Here is a 19,427-nt window from a genome sequence, read left to right as displayed (position 1 = left end):
AATTATTGAGTAAAAATTTAGAGGTGAATGCAGCAGATCATAAATTTTTTAATTAGGAATAAGATTTTCTTATTATACCTTTTTTTGCTCTTTATTTCATTCATTTTCACATTTCAATCGCATTCGTACCATCAATCTAAATTTTTAAATTCCTCCAACTATATTACTGGAAGTATATATACTTTCTCAGATAATATAACTTCTTATTTTGGATTAAGGGAAGAAAACACCAGGCTGGTAGAGGAAAACAAACGACTTAGGGATAGGCTATTCAACAACGTATTACTATCGCCTTCAAGAATAGATTCTACTTCTGTTAATTATGAAATAATTAGGGGTAGGGCAATTAATAACAGCTATGCCGATCAACGTAATTATATAACTATCAATAAAGGTGAAAACGATAGTATTGCACAAGATATGGGTGTTATAACTGATAAAGGTATTCTTGGTATCGTGGAAAACACGTCAAATAATTTTTCCACCGTGCAGAGTATTTTAAGTGACAAATCTACCATAAACGCTAAAATCAAAAACTCTAACCACTTTGGATCTTTAGTTTGGGAAAACACGACCGACTATAATGTTGTTCAACTAATTGACATTCCAAGATTGGTGCCGTTAACCATTGGCGATACCATTGTAACGGGAGCAATGAGTAGCATTTTCCCGGAGAATATACCTATAGGAACCATTAAAAGTTTTGATTTGGACAATTCTAAAAGTTTCTACTTTATTAATGTAGAACTGTTCAATGACATGACCAATATTGGGACTATATACATCATTAAAAATTTAAATCGCAAAGAAGTTTTAGAACTAGAAGCAGAAACAGAGGCCAATGATCAATAGTACGACATTTTTAATTGTACTCCGATTTATTTTATTGGTACTGGTACAAGTACTAGTATTCAATAAATTGAATTTTTTTGGGTATATAAACCCACTGGTTTACATTCTCTTTCTTTACTGGTATCCTATCAAACAAAATAGAACTACCTTTATACTTCTATGTTTTTTCTTAGGTCTTTGCGTAGATATTTTCTCTGACACACTTGCCATTAACGCAGCGGCCACAGTAACCATAGCCTATTTAAGACCAACCATAATGCGTTTTGTCTTTGGTGTCAATTATGAATTTCAAAGTTTTAAGTTAAACAATAGCACTAAGGCACAACAATTTACGTTTTTAGCGTTATTGATTATAATACATCACTTGGTATACTTCACTTTAGAAATTTTCAGCTTTGCAAATAGCTTGTTAATTTTACAAAAAACAGTCGTAGTGGGTATTTCCACGTTGATATTAGGCATTTTGTTCAGTACGTTATTCAGCACTAAAAAAGAATGAGAAAAATTCTTTTATCATCTATTATCATTGTAATCGCAATTACCTTTTTGGGAAGGCTATCCTATTTGCAAATTTTTAGTTTTTCTGCAGAACAGGTTTTAGAAGACCCCGCAATTAAAGCTATTTATGATTATCCAGAACGTGGCTACATATACGATCGTAATGGTCATCTATTGGTAGGTAATGATCCTGCTTATGACGTCATGGTCATACCAAGAGAAGTAAAGGCTCTGGACACTTTAGAGTTTTGTGGGCTTTTAGGCATAGAAAAAGAGAAATTCGTTGAAAAATTAAGAAAAGCAAGAGTATACTCCCCTAGACTTCCTTCTGTACTTGTACCTCAACTATCAAAACAAGATTATGCTAAGCTCCAAGAGAAAATGCGTAAATACAAAGGTTTCTATATTCAAAAAAGATCTTTACGTTATTACGACACACCCAGTGCAGCCAATGTTCTTGGGTATATAAGCGAGGTAAACGAAGGAGATCTTGCCGTCAATAAGTATTATGTACAAGGTGAATTAAAAGGCAGAACTGGAGTAGAACGTTATTACGAAGACCTTTTAAGAGGAAGAAAGGGTGTGCAATACATACAAAAAGACAGATTCAATAGAGATATTGGTCCATATAAAAATGGGGAATTAGATACTTTACCTGAGCAAGGAAAACAAATTAGTATTACCATAGATAAAACCTTACAAGAGTATGGTGAAACCCTAATGAACGGAAAAAGAGGTGGTATTGTAGCTATAGAACCTGCTACAGGAGAAATTCTCTCCATGATTTCCGGGCCAACATACGACCCTGCATTATTGGTTGGTAGAGAACGTTCAAAAAACTATACTAAACTTTATAACGACACCATAGCGAACCCTACCTGGGATCGATCCATTCATGCACAGCAACCCCCTGGATCACCATTTAAAACGCTGAACGCACTCATCGCCCTTCAAGAAGGGGTTTTGGATGAGTCTACGACCATTCAGTGTTATCACGGTTTTTATGTGGGCAAGAAAAAAAGAGGCTGTCACTGTGGTGGAGGTTTAAGAAAACTAAATAATGGAATATCTCAATCATGCAACGCTTATTTTGCGGGTGCCTTCAGAAAAATATTCGAAAAATTCGAAACTACGGATGAAGCCATGGATGTGTGGGAAAAACACATGCGAAGCTTTGGTCTAGGCGATTATTTAGGTTACGATTTGCCATTTGGTCAAAGAGGTCGTATTCCTAGTAAAGAATATTATGACAAGTGGTATGGGGATAATAGATGGAGTTCGTCTTATATTATCTCAAATTCTATTGGGCAAGGTGAAATATTGGCAACTCCTGTACAATTAGCGAACATGACAGCTGCCATTGCCAACAGAGGGCACTATTTTACACCGCACATTTTAAAGAAAATTGAAGGCAAGGATATTACAGAACCAAAATTTACCGAAGCAAAGCACACCACGATAGACCCAAAATATTTTGAGCCGGTAGTTCAAGGTATGGCAGATGTATATGTAAGCGGTACTGCAAGATGGTTACAGATACCAGGAATAGAAGTTGCTGGAAAAACTGGTACGGCGGAAAATTTTACCAAAATAGATGGTGTACGTACCCAATTGACGGACCATTCCGTTTTTGTGGCATTTGCACCTGTAGACGACCCTAAAATTGCCATCGCCGTTTATATTGAAAATGGATACTTTGGCTCTAGATATGCTGGCCACATTGCCACGCTTATGATAGAGAAATACCTAAAAGGAGAAATTTCCAGAAAGGATTTGGAAAAAAGAATGTTGGAAAAAACATTGGAAGCCGAATACGCGAAACCCTACAGTGGGGAGGAGTTCAAAATAAACGAGCGTGTCTGGTAGAAGTATACTCAAAAGAATAGACTGGCTAAGTGTTTTCATCTATTTTGCACTGGTGCTCATTGGCTGGATCAATATATATTCTAGCACCTTTACAGATGACAGTAGTTCCATATTCGACATTGGTACCAGATATGGAAAGCAACTATTTTTCATAGGGGTAAGTCTAGTGACTATTGTTATTATCTTAGCATTAGAGGTCAATTTTTACGAAAGATTTTCTAGCCTCTTCTACCTTATTTCAATGGTTTCCCTGCTTGGATTGTTCGTATTTGGTAAAACCATTGCCGGAGCAACTTCCTGGTATGATCTTGGTTTTTTCAATTTGCAACCCTCTGAGCTAGCTAAAGTGGCTACTGCTTTGGCGTTAGCAAAATACTTAAGTGATATACAAACAGATATCAAAAGAAGAAAAGATCAATTTTATGCGTTACTAATTATTATAGTACCCGCATTATTGATCATACCACAACCGGACCCTGGTAGCGCCTTGGTATTCTTTGCCTTAATATTTGTCATCTTTAGAGAAGGCTTACCACTCTATTATTTAGTAGTGCTAGTAAGTTTAATTCTCGTATTTGTTATTACCCTAATGTATGGTACGGTTTGGCTTGTAATCGGTATGGTATTATTTACCATAATTTTATTTGCACTAAAAAAGAAAACTTTCAAAATTCCCGTTATACCACTTAGCCTAACGTATGCTGCAGTTATACTTTTCTCCCTTTCGGTAAACTTTGTATTCAACAATGTTTTTGAACAACGCCATAGAGACCGTTTTGGGCTATGGTTAAGATTGGAGAAAGATCCAAAAAAATTGGAGCAAATTAGAAAGTCTATCGGATACAATACCTACCAATCTGAAAAAGCAATTGAGTCTGGAGGATTTTTTGGTAAAGGCTTTTTAGAAGGTACAAGAACAAAAGGTGACTTTGTACCTGAACAGGATACAGATTATATTTTTAGCACCGTTGGGGAAGAATGGGGCTTCTTGGGTACGGCTACCGTAATAGTTCTGTTCTCGGTGTTGTTCCTAAGATTGATTTCATTGGCGGAACGTCAAAAAAATGCCTTTGCCCGTATGTACGGTTACGGTGTAATATCTATCCTTTTAATTCATTATTTCATCAACATTGGAATGGTGATAGGTATTTTACCTACTATAGGTATACCCTTGCCTTTCTTTAGTTATGGGGGATCTGGTCTTTTATTTTTTACAATTTTACTTTTTATATTCTTAAGACTAGATACCAATAGATTAAAAGAAGGTTTTTAAAATTTCCAGCCCACCGTACTTTTACTACCCTCAAAAGCACTTTGTTGTTTTTTTGATATTTGGTTAAAAAAATCAATACCCGTAGCTTTTTCAATTTCATCCACAGATACCACAAAATTTCTGAGCGATGTGAATTGGGGTTTATTGGGGATTAAAAAAGAAAGCGTGTATATCTTATCATCTTTTTTTTTGGCAATAATTTTATAGAAATAATCAGGAACATCAACATCTTCTTCCCCTATTTCTTCTAAACCTTTTTCCAATACGCCACCAGTAAATACATACAAAGTGCCATATTGTTTTGCCCAACGTCTTGTCTGTTGCTCTAAATCGTTCCAAATACCAGCATTGAACTCCCTATTTTGGGGACTTATATTACTGGTATAAAAGGTTTCATTGTAAGCTTGTAGGGAAAACCTACGATCACCAGCCGGTACCAAATGCCCGCGATCATAGCCAGACCCTTTATAATTACGCCAATCGGCAGATTTTGATGATACAAACGGGTCTTCAATAAAATATGGTCGCTTTCTATCATCATACGTCAAATGACTTTTATCCAACACATAGGCTACCCACTCTGCTTGCTCATATGGTTCATTATAAGACAGGGTAAAAAATGAATGATTTACAATTTCTCCTGTGGTGGACTCGGGTAACAACTCTTCTGGAAAATCATTGGGACCATTATCTGTATCGGTTTTTGAATACGTAGCTGGGGTATAAAAATTATCAAACAACCAAAAACCAACTACGCAAACAAGAATTAGAACGCTATAAATAGTTCTATTTTTATTACGGTATGCCATGCGCCAAAATTACCGTAATTTTGTAAGAATCAAAGCAATTTACCGACCAATAAAACCAGTATAATAAGTCTAAAACGAAAGGAAATATTATGATGTTAACTTGGAAAGATGTTATTCATTTTTCAGTAAATGGTAATCCTGAACCAGACCAAAGGGTTGAAAAAACCGAACTGGAATGGAAAGATGTACTTACGCCCCAACAATTTAAAATTACTCGTAAAAAAGGAACCGAAGCCCCGCATTCAGGAGCCTTATGTTCTGCGCATGAAGCAGGCAAATATGAATGTGTTTGTTGTGCCACACCTTTATTCGATTCAACTATTAAGTTTGAATCTGGTACAGGATGGCCAAGCTTTACGCAACCTATTAAAGAAAACGCCATAAAATATCACAAAGACACCTCTTTTGGAATGATACGGGTAGAGGTTATGTGCAATACTTGCGATGCCCATTTGGGACATGTTTTTCCTGACGGACCAGAACCAAGCGGATTACGGTACTGCATTAATTCTGAATCTATGCAATTAGAAAAGGAGGAAGCCAATGGATAATACTAATTTTGAAGTTGCTACGGTTGGCGGTGGATGTTTTTGGTGTACAGAAGCCGTTTTTCAAGAAGTAAGAGGTGTTCATAAAGTAGTTTCAGGATATACCGGTGGCAAAGCCCCTGGAAGACCTACGTATAGAGAAATCTGTTCTGGTCTTACCGGACATGCAGAGGTTATACAGATTACTTTTGATCCAGCTGTAATAACATATGAAGATATACTGATTATCTTCATGACCACGCATGACCCTACGACCTTGAATAGACAAGGGGCAGATACCGGAACGCAATACAGATCGGTAATTTACTATCACAATGCCAGTCAACAGCAAAAAGCAGATATGGTCTTAAGTGAAATGCAGAAGGTGTATGAAAAGCCCATTGTTACCGAGTTAAGTTCGCTTGGCATATTCTATGATGCAGAAGATTATCATCAAGATTATTATAAAAATAATTCTGAACAAGGATATTGCCAAGTGGTCATTAACCCTAAATTGGCAAAATTAAGGCAGCTACATGCAGATAAGCTGCTGAAATAATACTGTTTTCTGCCTAACGATCATAAATTTCTATTTATCTATAGAAATTTTCCGCTCACCTATGAATGTCAATTTTACTTCATAGGTGAGTTTATTTTTGAGACATAGTAATCCTAAAATCTTACTTATTATGAAATCTCAAAAAACATTCTACTATATTGCCCTAGGGCTTTTTGCTATAGCGGTAATTGGCTCTATAATTAACTCCGTCATAAATTTTGATACTGTTTCAGAAACCTTCACTAAACTAGGCTATCCTATATATCTTATTTACATTTTAGGTGTTTGTCAGTTTATTGGTTTAACCATGATTTTGTTGAACAAATCTCACTGGACCTTAGAGTGGGTATACGCAGGTTTTTTCATGAACTACACCTTAGGTGCCTTAGCCCATTTAGCCGTTAAAGATGGTAACGGTGCATCTGCAGTAGTATGTATAGTGCTACTTTTTGTAACCTATATTCAAAGCAGAAAAATTCGAAATAGCAATAATGAATTAGCTGAATTTGGAAAACCACAATTCGCAAAATATATCTAACTCAAAAAAAAAAAAAAAAGCCGCTACATTAATATGTAGCGGCTTTAAAAGCTTATTTATCTCTTTAATTCTTAACACTTGCCAATTTGCCTTGCTTAATGTTATTCATTTTTAAATCTTCCAAAACATTTACCGCTTCTTCAACGTAAACGTCTTTGGCTAGATTTTTATGCCATCTATTACGTTTTTCACGTAAAACTGAATCTTTTGTAAATAATTGTTCCTCATATCCTAAAGATCGAAAGGTAAGTTGTGAATCGTAATCCGTTAGCTTTTTAAAATAATCAGACTGTTCTTTATCCTTGTCTTTTTCTTCTTTATAGGTATCATAATTCAAAGAAATTTCCGTCTCGTCTTGTTCAGCCTTTAACCATTTGGCATTTTCTTCGATCAATTTAATTTGAGGACTGTTGGCCATACGTTTTTTACTATCGGCAATGGTTTTTTCGTAATCTATATAACCATCCCAAGCTTTATAATCCGCAGGAGTAATCTTATCCCACCCTAATGGATTGGATTGATCTCTTTCGCCTAAATCAATATAACTATATCTATCTGGAACAATGATATCACTTTTTACACCCTCTAATTGTGTAGAACCGCCGTTAATTCTGTAGAACTTTTGGGTCGTAATCTTTATAGCTCCCAAATCTCCATGTTCATTACTACGCAACATATTGTTCAGCGGTATTACATTTTGTACCGTGCCTTTACCAAATGTTTGCTTACTACCAATTACGATTGCTCTTTTGTAATCTTGCATTGCCGCAGCTAAAATTTCAGAGGCAGATGCAGACAATTCATTTACAAGAATAACCAAAGGACCATCCCATTGTATTCTTTCGTCTTTATCATCATATACATCTTTACCCTTATCTTTAGAACGAACCTGAACAATTGGTCCATCTTTTATAAATAGACCTGCCATTTCAACAACGGTCTTTAAAGATCCACCACCATTATCACGTAAATCCAAAATAAGACCTTCCATGCCTTCTTCCTTTAAACGCTCTACTTCTTTGGCTACATCTGTAGCTGCATTTCTTTCGCTATAATCATTAAAATCAACATAGAACTTTGGTAAATTTATAATCCCAAATTTCTCTTGTCCCTTAATGATATTTGCAGATTTCGCATATGACTCTTCCAATTCTACAACATCTCTTGTCAAGGAAACCACATCTAATGACCCATCTACTTTTCTTACCGTTAAGTCTACAACGGTACCTTGTGCACCTTTAATTAATTTGATGGCATCATCTAAACGCATACCAACAATATTAATAGGTTCTTCACCATTTTGACCTACCTTGATAATTTCGTCACCAACTTCTAATCGTTGATCTCTCCAAACTGGTCCGCCAGAAATGATCTCTACAATCTTTGCACCTTCCGGCTTTTTCTGAAGTCTTGCCCCAATACCCTCAAATTTACCAGACATGCTGGTATCAAACTTTTCTTTTTCTTCTGGAGCGAAGTAGAATGTATGTGGATCAAACTCATCTACTATGGTATTGATGTATTGTACAAACCAATCTTTGCGCTCTAAATCACCAACAAAATCAAAAAATTCATCCAATGTAGTTTCCGTAGATTTTCTAGATTGTTCTTCAGCTTCTTTTGGTGAATGAGCAGTATGATCATGTTCATCGGTACTTTCGATTTCCTTGTTCTCCATGTGAGAAATCTTAGAATCATAAGTACCCAAAGTAGCATATTTCAACTGCTTTCTCCAACGTTCTTTAAGCTCTTCCCTATTTGCCGCAAAAGGCTCTTCATCATACTTTATACTGATGCTTTCATTTTCGGAATAATCAAAAGGAGTTTCCAAAACCTCTTTATAAATACCCTTTGCATCATTCATACGTTGCATTAATCTTTCATAAACTATATTAAAGAAAGTGATGTCGGTATTTTTAATTTCATCATCAATTTGAAACTTATATTTTTCGAACTCGGCAATATCCGAAGCTAAAAAATATCTTTTGGTAGGATCTATGACATCTATGAAGTCTTCAAATACATGAACGGAAAAATCGTCGTTCAATGCTTTTGGCTCATAATGCCCCTTTTCAAGTACGTAAGTGATGAGATCCAACAATAATTTATCCTTATCGTCATTTTCAAAATTCTTATTGGTAAAACTGCATGATGCAACTGCCGCTAACATCAATAACAGTACGTAGGCTAAATTTCTTTTCATAAAATTATCTTTTACTTTCCTTTTCAATATCTCCGAATTTGAGGGTTTACAGTAGTGGTAAAAGCCACTTAAACCTCTAAGGTAAAGAAAAAACCATGCCATTTAATGGGCTTGCGATTAATTTTTTGTTAAACGGCCATCGGAACATATCATATTTAAAAACGTATTTTTACTACAGAAAGTATACGCTATGGAAAAACCATTGATTTTAGTTACCAACGATGATGGTATTACCGCACCCGGATTACGCATGCTGATCTCCATTATGAAAAAAATAGGAGATGTTGTGGTCGTTGCACCGGATAGTCCGCAATCTGGTATGGGGCATGCTATTACCTTGGACACCGCCCTATTTTCAAAAAAAATGAAAATAGACTTGGACAATGATGATATTGAAGAATATAGTTGTAGCGGAACACCTGCGGATTGTGTAAAATTGGCATTGCAAGAGTTACTGCCCAAAAAACCCGACATCTGTGTCAGTGGCATAAACCATGGTGCAAATTCTTCTATCAACGTTATTTATTCCGGTACCATGAGTGCGGCCATTGAAGCTGGTATAGAGGGCATTCCCGCTATTGGCTTCTCTCTTTGTGACTATAATTGGGATGCAGATTTTTCCCATGCACAAGATTTTATTGCTACGATCGTTACCCAAGCTTTAGAAAATGGCATTCCTAAAAGAACGGTTTTGAATGTCAATATACCTAAGCTAGAAAAGAAAAAAATAAAAGGCATTAAAGTATGTAGACAAGCAAAGGCAAATTGGAAAGAAAAATTTGACAAACGAACCAACCCCATGGGTAAAGATTATTATTGGCTAACGGGAGAGTTTGAACTTTTGGACAAAGGTGAAGATACAGATGAATGGGCATTGGCCAATGGTTACATCTCAGTAGTACCCACTCAATTTGATTTAACAGCACACCATGTTATTCAGGAATTGAATACTTGGAATTTTTAATTGATAATATTATTTAGAAGCAACACTTTAATGAACATTAAAAAAGAAATTATAATCGGTTTTATTGTAGGTATCATTGCTAATACCATTGGTACTTTATTATATATTCTTTTATTTTCTGATTTGAGTATTACCGAAACATTTCAGGCTGCCGTTACTCAAGAGCATATTGGCAGTCTTTTAGCATTGGGCGCCATTTTAAACTTAATTGCTTTTTTTGGTTTTTTAAAAATCAAAAGAGATCATAGAGCAAAAGGGGTTTTGATCGCTACCATTTTAACCGCTTTTATAATTCTCTATTATAAAATCTTTTAAAATGAAATACTACATTATTGCAGGTGAAGCTTCGGGCGACCTACATGGTTCTAATCTGATCAAAGCAATCATGGCACAAGATGGTGATGCCCAGATCAGATGCTGGGGCGGAGATTTAATGCAACATGCTGGTGGAACATTGGTAAAACATTACAAAGAGCTTGCTTTCATGGGGTTTCTTGAGGTGCTCATGAACCTGAACGCTATTTTCAAAAACATTAAGTTCTGTAAACAAGATATTGCGGCATTTCAACCGGACGCTATAATTTTCATTGATTATTCCGGATTTAATTTACGTATTGCCAAATGGGCAAAAGAGCATAATTTCTTGACCAATTACTACATATCTCCTCAAATTTGGGCATCAAGAGAGGGGCGTATTGAAAAAATTAAAGCCACGGTAGACCACATGTATGTAATACTGCCTTTTGAAAAAGAATTTTATGAAAAGAAACATAATTTTCCTGTCAATTTTGTGGGACATCCTTTATTGGACGCCATTGCCAATAGACCAATATTAAATGAAAGTGAGTTCAGGGCACAAAATAGTCTCGACCTTGAAAAACCAATTATTGCATTACTTCCCGGAAGCAGAAAACAAGAGGTTCAAAAAATGCTCAGTGTAATGCTCTCACTTACTTCTGATTTTTCAGATTATGAATTTGTTATTGCCGGCGCCCCTAGTCTTGATAAAGATTTTTATGGTTCGTTTTTAAAAGATGCCAATGTAAAGTTCATTCAAAATAAAACGTATGATTTACTTACGGTTTCTAAAGCCGCCCTTGTTACCAGCGGTACGGCCACATTAGAAACTGCTTTGTTCAAAGTACCACAAGTAGTCTGCTATAAGGCAAATTGGATCTCTTACCAAATTGCCAAACGCATTATTACTTTAGAGTATATTTCTCTGGTCAATCTTATCATGCAAAAAGAAGTTGTTAAAGAACTTATACAAGATGACCTTACAAAGCAGAATTTAAAAAAAGAGCTCTCCCTTATTTTAAATGGTGAAGCAAGGGCAAAACAACTATCATCTTACAATGAACTTATTAAAAAATTAGGTGGTGCAGGAGCAAGTTCCAATGCTGCTTCTTTGATCCTTGAAAATGCTAAAACTGCATAGGTAGATCTATTTTAAAAAATAATTCTATAATTTTGAAGTTACACGTATTACAGTGTATTCCCTAATTTATGCGTAAACTACCCTTCTTAATAGTTATTTGTTTTTTAGCCAGTTGTGGTGTTAAAAAAAGTTCCAGTTCTGACAAGGAACGAAGAATCTCTGTTGCCGCCGCAAATAATGAGCGAACGGGTAATACTGAAAAACCTACTTATCATAAAGAACACAACATAAACCCACCCGCACCGACCAATACAAAAGCAGACGATATTATTAATACCGCTCTTTCATTTGCGGGTACACGATATAAATTTGGTGGCACTACCAAAAAAGGGATGGATTGTTCAGGATTATTATATGTATCTTTTGGAGAGCATGATGTGCAATTGCCACGCACTTCTTTTCATATGGCGGAAGAAGGTCATAGAATAGCCGTAAAGAATATTAAAAAAGGAGATTTACTATTTTTTAAGACCACCCGTGGATCAAAACGAATTAACCACGTAGGTATGGTGGTGGGTACTGATAATGATGAAATAACCTTTATACACGCATCTACTTCAAGAGGTGTTACTGTTTCTTCTTTAAGAGACGGTTTTTGGAACCAAGCCTTTGTAAAAGCCACAAGAATATTATAAAATGAAGCTCTTAGCGTTTATTCCCATTAGATTAACGCTATTACTTATTCTTGGAATTTTAATTGGGAAATTTTTCTCCTTTGACCTGCTCTACTTAGGTATATTTATTGGTGCTCTTTTTGTACTATTATCCGCCATTTTTTTATTTGAAAAAAACACAAAATCTATATTTTTTGGAATTGTCTCTGCCTTAATTTTTGTGATTTTAGGCACATATTGTTACACTAATGCCCAACCCATAAACCACAATGACCATTACACGAAGATCACTTACACCAACAGTGATTTATGGTCCTTGAAAATTAAGGGTGTGTTAAAGCCCAATCCATTTTCATATCGGTACTATGCAACGGTAAAAGGTATTGGTCAACACCCTACCACTGGAACTATATTAATAAGCATTCCTAAAGATTCTTCTGGAGAACAGTTTCATATTGATGATGAATTTGTGACCCGTACGAAGTTAACCGACATATACCCTACCTTAAACCCGCACCAATTTGATTATAAAAACTATCTAAAAAATGTTGGTATTTATCATCAAATGCAGATTGAACAACATCATTTTACAATTACCTCTAGGTCAAGGACCACTTTAAAAGGTATAGCTTCAAGTGTTCGAAACCATATTATTTCAAAACTTGAAAAAGAAAGTTTTGGTGAAGATGAATTCGGGGTAATTCAAGCGTTGCTATTAGGACAACGATCAGATATTTCCGAAGAGACCTACACCAATTACCAAAAAGCCGGTGCCGTACATATTTTAGCCGTATCTGGACTGCATATAGGTATTTTACTTTTATTAATTCAATTTCTATTGAGTCCGCTAAAACAAATTCCTAAAGGCAGAACTATTATCCTATTGCTATCAGTCATATTTTTATGGGCATTTGCCTTTATAGCCGGACTCTCAGCCAGCATAATACGTGCCACCACTATGTTTACGTTTGTAGCCTATGCACTGTATTTAAACAGACCTAGCAACACCTTCAACATTTTGGCTTTATCCATTCTATTTATCTTATTGTTCATAGATCCCAACCTACTATTTCAAGTAGGGTTTCAAATGAGCTATGCAGCGGTTTTCGCCATCCTCTGGATTTTTCCTATTCTTAGGGATTTGTGGTTTCCAAAAAATAAAGTGGTGCGCTATTTTTGGCAATTACTATGTGTAAGTATAGCCGCTCAACTAGGTGTTCTACCAATTAGTCTGTTCTATTTTCACCAATTTCCCGGTTTGTTCTTTGTTTCCAACTTAATTATCGTACCTGCATTAGGTGTTATTTTAGGCATGGGGATTTTGGTTGTTTTCCTATCTATATTCAACTGGCTTCCCGCTCAATTCGTCTGGTTATACAATAAAATTATTGGGTTTATGAATAACCTTATAGCCTGGGTCGCTCGACAAGAAAGCTTTATATTCGGTGATATTCCTTTTGATGTGGTGCAGCTGATACTCTCCTTCATAGTTTTAGTCATGGGAGTTCAATTATTTACAAGATTTAATTCTAAAAGAATACTATTGTGTCTTGGCAGTGTACTTTGTTTTCAAGGTTATACGATATATCAAGAAATCAACACAAATGAAAAGGTTGAAGCTATGGTATTGCACAAAACCAAGGAGCGCATAATTTTTAATAGAAATGGAAAAGAATTGACCGTTTTAACAGATAACTATAACCAACCAGACTATTTAATTTCAAGATATAGAACTGCTGATCGCATACATAGCGTTAGTTTTGACACCTTAAAAAACGGTTACCATATTAAAAATAATTCGTTGCTGATTATTGATAGTACCGGTGTTTATCCCCTTTCAACATCCGATAAAATTCTTTTAACACAATCACCAAAAATTAATCTGGACCGATTAATAGATAGCATACAACCTAAAGAAATTATTGCAGATGGCAGTAACTACAAAAGTTATGTTGACCGTTGGAAAATTACTTGTATTAAAAATAAAATCCCTTTCCACTACACAGGTGAAAAGGGAGCTTATTATTTTAAATAAGGAATACTAATGTACCTTACCCATTAACTTTTTAATGATCGGTGATGCTACCAGTACAATTAACCCTGCACCTATAGCATACTTGGCTATTAATAAAAAGCCATCTGTATATACCGTTAAGGTTTCAAAACCATTTACATCACCATCTGAACTTTCTATAGCCAATTGTTTACCGATGAAGCCAACAATTTGGAATGCAAAGGCAGATGATAAGAACCATACCCCCATAATAAAAGCTATTAACCTTGCAGGAGCTAGATCGGTCATTTTAGACAACCCAACAGGTGACATAAAAAGTTCACCCACAGATAGCAAGAAATACATTAGCAACAAGTATGTGAACGGTACAAAACCATTTTCATTGGCACTACCGCCACTAATAGCAAGAACGTAAAAACTGATTCCCGCAAAAAGTAATCCCAATCCAAATTTATAAGGCGTTCTAGGGTTCCAATTCTTTTTACTTAACCATGTCCACATCATTGAAATAGGAATAGCCAAAATGATAATAAACATAGAGTTCAAAGAATTGGTCTGTGCAGCCGACATAATACCGTCAAGATCAATATTTCTTGCTGCGAACAACGTAATTACACTTCCGGATAGTTCATGGAAACCCCAGAAAATGGTCATAAAAAAGGTAAGTAACACCGCGACAAACAATTCTTTTCTCTCTTTAATATTCGCTTTGAACATTTCGTAAGCCAAGTATGCCAAAACCGCTATACCAATACCTGTAAATATAATATTGACAATATTCTGATCCGCAAACATACCTTCTGTAGCAACTGCCTTATAAGAAGATAATAACAACGCAATCAACGGTGCAGACAACACAGCTAAAACCGGCACAAGAATTCCTTGTTTTACACCAAGTACCTTTTTTTCCAAGACTTGCTCATTTGGAGGTAAACCTCTATCGCCAAATACATTTTTTTGAATTCCGCTCCAAAAAACGATCAACCCGGTCAACATACCTATTCCTGCCAGACCAAAACCATAGTGCCAGCCATATGTTGCGGCCAGCCATCCACATAATAATGGAGCTACCCAGCCCCCAATATTAATACCCATATAAAATATGGTGAATCCAGAATCTTTTTTAGGATCTCCTTTTTCATACAGCGTACCCACAAAAGTAGAAATGTTAGGTTTAAAGAACCCGTTACCCACAATAATGAGAGACAAGGCCAAAAAGAAGGCCATATTGTTTTCTATAGCCAATACAAAATGCCCTATGGACATAAGAATACCGCCCAAAAAAATTGAGTTTCGCATTCCTAAAATCTTATCTGATAATTTGCCACCAATTACGGTAGAGGCGTATACCAATGAACCATAGGAAGAATAAACTGCCGCCGTAGCATAATCTCTTTCTGCCAAGGCTTTGAATATTACGTCTATCATGTAGAGCGTGAGCAGTGCACGCATTCCGTAAAAGCTAAAACGCTCCCATAATTCTGCAAAGAATAAGTAAAATAAACCCTGTGGGTGCCCAAAAACCTGCTTTTGGTCTGAAAATTCGGTACTTTCAGTCATATTGATGTTAGTTTGATTATAGTTTTTCTTTAATAAAATTGGTCATTTTGTTATAGAGGTGAATTCTTGTATTTCCACCATAAATACCGTGGTTTTTATCCGGATAAATTCCCCAATCGAATTGCTTATCTGCCTGTATCAAAGCCTCGATCATACGCATTGAATTCTGCACATGAACATTATCATCACCAGTACCATGAATAAGTAAGTAATCGCCTTCCAACAAGTGAGGATAGTTAAACGGTGAGTTATCATCATATCCACTTGGATTTTCCTGTGGCGTTTGCATATAACGCTCTGTATATATTGTATCATAAAAAGCCCATGAGGTAACAGGTGCTACCGCAATTGCCATTTCAAAAGTGTCGTTACCCTTTAAAATACAATTTGTGGACATAAAACCACCATAGCTCCAGCCCCATATACCTGTTCTACTTTCGTCAATGTATGGTAACTCGCTTAATTTCTTAGCAGCGGCTATTTGATCTTCTACTTCATATTTACCCAACTCTTTTTGGGTAACCTTCTTGAAATCCCTTCCTTTAAAACCCGTACCACGGCCATCTACACAGGCAACAATATAACCTTCTGCCACCAAACTCTGGTGCCAGTAGTCGTTCGCCCCCATCCAACTGTTAGATACATTTTGAGATCCAGGACCACTATATTGATACATAAATAATGGATATTTCTTAGATGAATCAAAATCTTTTGGCTTGATCATATACATGTTCAAATCATTGCCATTAATTGAAATTGTAGAAAATTCTTTAGGACTCACAGCATAACTTTCCAGTCTTTGTAATAATGGACCATTATCTTTTATATCCTTTACCTTTTTACCGTTTATTGCCTTATGCAGTGTGTATACAGGTGGTATTTCAGCACTAGAATACGTATTTATAAAATACGTAAAATCTGTACTAAATGAAGCATTGTTGGTTCCTTGGGTAACAGCTAATGCCTTTTTATCATCTCCGCCGCTACTAATATTATATACCCCACGGTTTATTGATCCGTTCTCGGTAGACTGATAATAAATTTTATCTTCGTTTTGATCGTAACCATAGTATTTGGTAACCTCCCAATCTCCCTTGGTGATCTGACTCATAAGATTACCGTCTTCCCCGTATAGATATATATGATTATAACCGTCTTTCTCACTGGTCCAAATAAAACTATCATCTTCTAAAAAAGTAAGATTATCGGTAATATCAACATAAGCATCATCTTTCTCTTCCAGTAAAACAGATACTTCATTCTTTTTAGCATTTACGGCATACATTGTTAAATGATCCTGATGCCTGTTCAAGGTTTGAACACTCAACATATCTTTATGGTTCATCCATTTAATTCTTGGTATGTAGTATGCGCTATTTAAATCTATCGCAGCAATATTACCACTAGCCACATCTAAAAGATGTAAGGTAACTTTTGAATTGTTCTCTCCGGCCTTTGGGTATTTAAATACGTGTGGTTGTTGATATAGCCCTGTACCGTAAACATCCATAGAAAATTCGGGCACACTTGTTTCATCAAAACGTAAAAAAGCTATCTTACTTCCATCGGCATTCCATTCGAAAGCTCGTACAAAAGAAAATTCTTCTTCATATACCCAATCTGTTACACCATTTATTATTTGATTCTTAACTCCGTCTTGGGTTATTTGTTTGGTTTCACCACTTTCAATGGTAAAAATATAGAGGTTATTATCCTTCACATAGGCTACTTGGCTACCATCTGGAGAAAACAATGGTTCTTGAATTTTTGATTCACTAACCTTTACTACCTTCTTAGATGCAATTTCATATACATAAAAAACACCCAACCTTGACCTTCTAAAAATGGGTTCTATTTCAGTTGAGAGCAATAATTTTTTTTCATCATCGCTAAAGGTATAAGCTGAAAAGGTAGGTATTTCGGCTAAATCTTCAGAAGATACTACGGTACCTACTTTTTCCAAGGTCTTATAATCATATTTATCTACCGTTGTAGATTGGCTGAACCTGTTTGTATGAAGTACGGTGTATTGAGTACCGTTATTCATGGAACGTAGCGCTTCAAGACCTTCGGTTCTAAAAGCACCTTGATAAATTTCGGAAACTGATATCTTTTTTTCCTGTGCCCAAATAATTACGCTGAACGAAAGTAAAATCAACGTAAATAAGTGTGTTTTTCGCATAAAAATTTGAATTTTGTTAAATCTCTCAAGTTTACCACTATTTCCTTAAAAAAACACGCTTTACTGAAAAAAAGAAGCTGGTTTTAACGCTTTGCTTAGATAAATTAGATTCAGGTCAATATGCTTATCTTTACCAGCGTAAAATTGGAATCTATTGGAGGTGTCCAATTCTTTACAAAACATGAACCATTAGTAGAAAGTTATACCTAAATGACCGAGCCAATAAGTGGTTTTTCCAAACTTTCCAAAGAAGAGAAAATAGATTGGATCACCACAAATTACACCCAGAATGCAGCACAATCAAGAAAAATTCTGCAAACGTATTGGAATCTAGACCAAAGCGTTCAACAGTTGCACGATGAATTTATAGAAAATACCATTACCAACCTCTACGTACCCCAGGGCATAGCTCCCAACTTTTTAATAAACGATACGCTTTATGCCATACCCATGGCCATTGAAGAGAGTTCGGTTATAGCGGCAGCGAGCAAAGCCGCAAAGTTTTGGCTAAAAAAAGGAGGATTTAAAACAACCATATTAGGAACCGAAAAAGTAGGTCAAGTTCACTTTATATACAAGGGCGATACCAATAGGTTAAATTCGTTTTTTACTTATTTAAAGCCCATTTTATTAGCCGAAAGTGCCTCTTTAACTTCCAGCATGGAAAAAAGGGGCGGTGGTATTACAGATATTGTTTTAAAAGATAAAACCAAGCAACTAGAAAACTACTACCAACTACATGCCACCTTTGAAACTAAGGACGCCATGGGTGCCAATTTTATCAACAGCTGTTTAGAGCAATTTGCAGCTACTTTAAAAAAAGAGGCCGGTAGTTACGATGATTTTTCCACACAGGAAAAAGATGTTGAAATAGTAATGAGCATTCTGTCCAATTACGTACCCAATTGTAGCTTACGTGCAGAAGTTAGTTGCCCGGTGGAAGATTTAAAACTTACAGAAGAATTAACACCACAGCATACCGCCGAAAAAATAGTACAGGCCATTAAAATTGCACACATAGAACCCTATAGAGCGGTTACGCATAACAAGGGTATCATGAACGGTATAGATGCGGTTGTTTTGGCCACTGGTAACGACTTTAGGGCCATAGAGGCAGGCGTACATGCTTATGCTTGTAGAAATGGTCAATACAGCAGCCTGACCCATGCATCCATTGATAATGGAATCTTTACATTTTGGATAGAACTTCCCTTGGCTTTAGGTACTGTTGGGGGACTCACAAATTTACATCCGCTGGTAAAACTAAACCTTGAAATACTACAACACCCTTCTGCTGAAGAACTCATGCAAATTATAGCGGTAGCAGGTCTAGCACAAAACTTTGCAGCAGTGAGTTCATTGGTTACTACAGGAATTCAAAAAGGACATATGAAAATGCACCTTTTGAACATTCTTAACCAGCTGGGCGCCAATGAAAACGAAAAAGCTAAATTAGTTACATATTTTAAGACCAACCCCGTAACGCACCACGGCGTGGAACTACAACTTAACGAGATAAGAAAATAAGCC

Annotated in this window: 17 protein-coding genes; 13 read left to right on the top strand and 4 right to left on the bottom strand. The window is 35.9% G+C overall.

Annotation, left to right across the window (positions count from 1 at the left end; all coding sequences use genetic code 11):
* Nucleotides 1-27: 27 nt before the first annotated feature.
* The 4 genes from mreC to rodA are packed head-to-tail and all read left to right on the top strand — an operon-like array spanning nucleotide 28 to nucleotide 4,489.
* Nucleotides 28-852 carry a rod shape-determining protein MreC gene (mreC, locus tag CSC80_RS08990; protein WP_099191140.1) on the top strand — a complete coding sequence of 275 codons (825 nt, stop codon included), beginning with the start codon at nucleotides 28-30 and terminating at the stop codon, nucleotides 850-852.
* Nucleotides 842-1,351 (top strand): rod shape-determining protein MreD, encoded by a 510-nt coding sequence (gene mreD, locus CSC80_RS08985; protein ID WP_058105058.1) that lies wholly within the window; start codon nucleotides 842-844, stop codon nucleotides 1,349-1,351. The genes mreC and mreD overlap by 11 nt, the downstream gene beginning before the upstream one ends.
* The gene (gene mrdA / locus CSC80_RS08980) at nucleotides 1,348-3,216 is read left to right on the top strand and encodes a penicillin-binding protein 2 (protein ID WP_058105057.1); all 1,869 of its coding nucleotides are present in this window, start codon (nucleotides 1,348-1,350) and stop codon (nucleotides 3,214-3,216) included. Before mreD ends, mrdA begins: the two co-directional genes overlap by 4 nt.
* Nucleotides 3,206-4,489, top strand: coding sequence for a rod shape-determining protein RodA (rodA, locus tag CSC80_RS08975; protein WP_071340391.1), 1,284 nt, complete (start codon nucleotides 3,206-3,208; stop codon nucleotides 4,487-4,489). Before mrdA ends, rodA begins: the two co-directional genes overlap by 11 nt.
* Here rodA and CSC80_RS08970 read toward each other — a convergent pair.
* A complete protein-coding gene (locus CSC80_RS08970) occupies nucleotides 4,486-5,298 on the bottom strand; it encodes a DNA/RNA non-specific endonuclease (protein ID WP_099191138.1) in 813 nt (270 codons plus the stop codon). The genes rodA and CSC80_RS08970 overlap by 4 nt on opposite strands.
* A gap of 92 nt (nucleotides 5,299-5,390) precedes the next feature.
* Here CSC80_RS08970 and msrB point away from each other — a divergent pair, with 92 nt between their 5' ends.
* The 3 genes from msrB (at nucleotide 5,391) to CSC80_RS08955 (ending at nucleotide 6,922) form a co-directional block, all read left to right on the top strand.
* Complete coding sequence (msrB, locus tag CSC80_RS08965; RefSeq protein ID WP_071340393.1) at nucleotides 5,391-5,849, top strand: peptide-methionine (R)-S-oxide reductase MsrB; 459 nt, start codon at nucleotides 5,391-5,393, stop codon at nucleotides 5,847-5,849.
* Nucleotides 5,842-6,384: a peptide-methionine (S)-S-oxide reductase MsrA gene (gene msrA / locus CSC80_RS08960; protein WP_074670044.1), complete on the top strand. Its 543-nt coding sequence runs from the start codon at nucleotides 5,842-5,844 to the stop codon at nucleotides 6,382-6,384. The genes msrB and msrA overlap by 8 nt, the downstream gene beginning before the upstream one ends.
* 130 nt (nucleotides 6,385-6,514) lie before the next feature.
* On the top strand, nucleotides 6,515-6,922 hold the full coding sequence (locus tag CSC80_RS08955) for a DoxX family protein (protein WP_091601616.1): 408 nt from the start codon (nucleotides 6,515-6,517) through the stop codon (nucleotides 6,920-6,922).
* A gap of 64 nt (nucleotides 6,923-6,986) precedes the next feature.
* On the opposite strand, the gene CSC80_RS08950 is transcribed toward CSC80_RS08955, so the two are convergent.
* Nucleotides 6,987-9,125, bottom strand: coding sequence for a carboxy terminal-processing peptidase (locus CSC80_RS08950; protein ID WP_099191474.1), 2,139 nt, complete (start codon nucleotides 9,123-9,125; stop codon nucleotides 6,987-6,989).
* 190 nt (nucleotides 9,126-9,315) lie between these two features.
* Between CSC80_RS08950 and surE the strand changes: the two genes are divergently transcribed.
* From surE to CSC80_RS08925, 5 genes are all read left to right on the top strand, one after another.
* Entirely contained in the window at nucleotides 9,316-10,089 is a 774-nt protein-coding gene (gene surE, locus CSC80_RS08945) for a 5'/3'-nucleotidase SurE (RefSeq protein ID WP_058105051.1), read from the top strand.
* A 30-nt stretch (nucleotides 10,090-10,119) separates the two neighbouring features.
* Nucleotides 10,120-10,404, top strand: a complete 285-nt coding sequence (locus tag CSC80_RS08940) for a hypothetical protein (RefSeq protein ID WP_058105050.1) — start codon at nucleotides 10,120-10,122, stop codon at nucleotides 10,402-10,404.
* 1 nt (nucleotide 10,405) lies between these two features.
* Complete coding sequence (lpxB, locus tag CSC80_RS08935; protein WP_099191136.1) at nucleotides 10,406-11,527, top strand: lipid-A-disaccharide synthase; 1,122 nt, start codon at nucleotides 10,406-10,408, stop codon at nucleotides 11,525-11,527.
* A gap of 68 nt (nucleotides 11,528-11,595) precedes the next feature.
* Nucleotides 11,596-12,162: a C40 family peptidase gene (locus CSC80_RS08930; protein ID WP_099191134.1), complete on the top strand. Its 567-nt coding sequence runs from the start codon at nucleotides 11,596-11,598 to the stop codon at nucleotides 12,160-12,162.
* Nucleotide 12,163: 1 nt separating this feature from the next.
* On the top strand, nucleotides 12,164-14,176 hold the full coding sequence (locus CSC80_RS08925) for a ComEC/Rec2 family competence protein (protein ID WP_099191132.1): 2,013 nt from the start codon (nucleotides 12,164-12,166) through the stop codon (nucleotides 14,174-14,176).
* Between the two features lie 6 nt (nucleotides 14,177-14,182).
* Here the strand turns inward: CSC80_RS08925 and CSC80_RS08920 are convergent, their stop codons facing one another.
* Complete coding sequence (locus CSC80_RS08920) at nucleotides 14,183-15,715, bottom strand: peptide MFS transporter (protein ID WP_058105046.1); 1,533 nt, start codon at nucleotides 15,713-15,715, stop codon at nucleotides 14,183-14,185.
* 16 nt (nucleotides 15,716-15,731) lie between these two features.
* Nucleotides 15,732-17,897, bottom strand: a complete 2,166-nt coding sequence (locus CSC80_RS08915) for a S9 family peptidase (protein ID WP_099191130.1) — start codon at nucleotides 17,895-17,897, stop codon at nucleotides 15,732-15,734.
* Nucleotides 17,898-18,107: 210 nt separating this feature from the next.
* Between CSC80_RS08915 and CSC80_RS08910 the strand changes: the two genes are divergently transcribed.
* Entirely contained in the window at nucleotides 18,108-19,424 is a 1,317-nt protein-coding gene (locus tag CSC80_RS08910) for a hydroxymethylglutaryl-CoA reductase, degradative (RefSeq protein ID WP_099191128.1), read from the top strand.
* The last annotated feature ends 3 nt before the right edge of the window (nucleotides 19,425-19,427 follow it).

This window comes from Maribacter sp. 6B07 (genome assembly GCF_002700155.1).
GTDB lineage: Bacteria > Bacteroidota > Bacteroidia > Flavobacteriales > Flavobacteriaceae > Maribacter > Maribacter dokdonensis.
The sequence above is the reverse complement of the archived record's forward strand: the minus strand, read 5'-3'. Positions and strand labels throughout refer to the sequence as shown.